Source organism: Streptomyces sp. NPDC127084 (genome assembly GCF_042724175.1).
GTDB lineage: Bacteria > Actinomycetota > Actinomycetes > Streptomycetales > Streptomycetaceae > Streptomyces.
Genome location: NZ_JBHXFA010000285.1, coordinates 1 through 2,295, shown reverse-complemented (window position 1 = coordinate 2,295; position 2,295 = coordinate 1). Strand labels below are relative to the sequence as shown.

Genomic DNA, 2,295 nt, shown 5'->3' with positions numbered 1-2,295 from the left:
ACCGCTACGCCGAATCTCCGCGTCGTCGGCGCCTTGCGCTCCGCCTTCCTCACGCTGAGAGGCGATGTATCGGCTGCGAGCATCGCGCAGGATCACGCCGTCGACGCCGATTTCGGTGCTAGCCATTTTCTCTGCTCCCTAGGTTGATAGTTAGATTTATTACGAGCCAATGACCCACTCGTATGCGATTTTCCATTTAGTGCGCGGCATTACGTGCAGGCAGACTTCTACGATTCGATTCTCTGCCGTGATTCCTTGATGGGTGATTTCCAGGACAGCCTGATCGACGGGAATCCCCAGACACTTGGCCTCTTCTTCGGAAGGAGATCGCACTTCGATTTCTTCACGAAGGCGCACTTGCGCGTAACCCGCTTCTGCGAGTCGAGACTTGCTACCACCGGGGCCCGTGTTCTGTTTCTCTAGCGATGGGCATGCGTCCACCACATCTGGTGGAAACCAGCTAGTAGCTAGCTGGACGACCTCGCTGACATCGCTGTTCTCGGGAGAAGCGACCGGCATTACTCTTTCCCGTTTGAGTGCCTTGGTTGCGTGATGGATATCAAGCAATTCGGCGACTCGCTTGGGCGGTCGCTCCCGCGCGATAACAACAGGGACGGACTTGGGTACTAGCCCCATGCGTCGGATTTCTGCATCAAAGGCCCCTACCGCGCCGCCCTGTGAACGGGCGCTCGGGAGGTAGCGGCTCGTACTGTCGCGTAGCACCTTTCCGAGGACCAGGCTGACGTAAGTGCCTTTCCCTCGTCGCGAGAAAACCAGCCCTTGGTCTTCCAGGAGGCCATAGACATCCCGCGCGGTCTGGTACGCAATGCCCTCTGCCGCCTGGAGCTCGGGGACGCTCGGGAGTGCTGAGCCGGGCGGGTACGTCCCTCGTTCAATCTTGGCGGCGATGTCCGCAGCGATACGCGGCACTTTGCCGGGCTCTCGCTTGGGCATGTGCAGTCTCTCCGTTTCTCGGCGCGCTCTGGGACTCCTTCCCATCGACGTGTACCCAAGCATGACATGTCTAGTTGTCTTCTGGTACCCGAGAGGCGATCTTCGTGTCTCTACCTGGAATATATGCAGCTCAGAGCCGTGATGTGAGGTTGCATAACTAGACAGGTTGACAGGGCTGGAGTGAGATGCGTTAATCGACCTGCCGAAGCTTGACTAGTTAAGTGAGCTGGTGGGTTGAGGCATGGCCACGGTGGCGGCTCCTGCGGGGGTACGGCTGCGGACCGATCGCTCGTTGAGAACTCCACAGCGTGATCCACCACAGCTACGACGGCCGTGACCGCACCGGCCGATGTGAGTGGAAACCCGTCGTGAGGCGCCATCACCCCTGGTGGTGGCAGTCGGCACGGACCCTGACCTGTTAGGGCGTCGCAGTTCTGGCGGCGACCTGGGAGCAGTAAGACGCACCCAGGTGCTCATCACCAGCAGAGAGTCCGGAGGGCCGACACCCCCACGACGTAAAAGAACGACGCGGCATACCTTCATCGCACACCCGACCGGACGGATCTCCCGGCGGTAGCGGTCCGCGTCTATCGAGATCTGACACCCCGCATTCCAGGGGGTGCCGAGCAAATCGCAGCCTGTGCTGCCTGTCGCCGACCGCCCCGTTCACCCGGGTGCGGGGGGCGGCGGAGGGCGCGCGACGCCCACCCCCCCCGGTCGCGGTGGCCGGCGGAGTGCGCAGGACGCACACCCCGACCTGACGAGGAGAAACGACATGGTTGCCGACGTCGCGAACGTGCTGGTCCACGACATCGACTGGGATCTGAACTGGGCGTCCTCCGGCACTCCGAGGGAGCCCTGGGAGCAGCTTTCGACCGAGGACGCCGACGCGAGCTTGGCCCTCTGCCGCGAGATGGGTCAGACGGTGAGCGAGCAGGAGTACCTCACCACCGACCGCGACGGCCGTGCGATGCGGATCGTGCTGCTGAAGGTGGTTCCCGAGGCGCACCAGGACGACGACCTCGGAGCAGTCTTCGAGTACGCCCTCTGATCCACCGCAGCCTGCGCTGCCCGCCGTCGACCGCGCCCGCTTTCTGCGGGGTGCGGTGGCCGGCGGAGTGCGCAGGACGCACTGACCCCGCACACGACGAACCCCCAGGGAATGCAGCCCTGGGGGTTCTTGTCGCGGGCGCCCCCTGCCATACAAGGGAAACCCACATGCCCATCATGACCGACGCCCCGGCGGCCGTCAGCCGGCCGCCCCAGGCGCCGCTGCCCCGCCCGCCCGAGAGGGTCGCGGTCCGGCCCACACCGTGCCACCCCCCCCCCGACCCCGCGCGC

Annotated in this window: 2 protein-coding genes; one reads left to right on the top strand and one right to left on the bottom strand. The window is 64.1% G+C overall.

What is annotated here, in order from left to right; genetic code table 11:
• Positions 1-159: 159 nt before the first annotated feature.
• Complete coding sequence (locus tag ACFWI9_RS33170) at positions 160-954, bottom strand: GntR family transcriptional regulator (RefSeq protein WP_387168706.1); 795 nt, start codon at positions 952-954, stop codon at positions 160-162.
• A 775-nt stretch (positions 955-1,729) separates the two neighbouring features.
• Here ACFWI9_RS33170 and ACFWI9_RS33165 point away from each other — a divergent pair.
• Positions 1,730-2,005, top strand: a complete 276-nt coding sequence (locus tag ACFWI9_RS33165) for a hypothetical protein (RefSeq protein ID WP_387168704.1) — start codon at positions 1,730-1,732, stop codon at positions 2,003-2,005.
• Positions 2,006-2,295: the final 290 nt, after the last annotated feature.

Excerpts from the sequence above, each read along its gene's own strand:
- ACFWI9_RS33170 (WP_387168706.1), bottom strand. The coding sequence starts at position 954 with ATGCCCAAGCGAGAGCCCGGCAAAGTGCCGCGTATCGCTGCGGACATC.
- ACFWI9_RS33165 (WP_387168704.1), top strand. The coding sequence starts at position 1,730 with ATGGTTGCCGACGTCGCGAACGTGCTGGTCCACGACATCGACTGGGAT.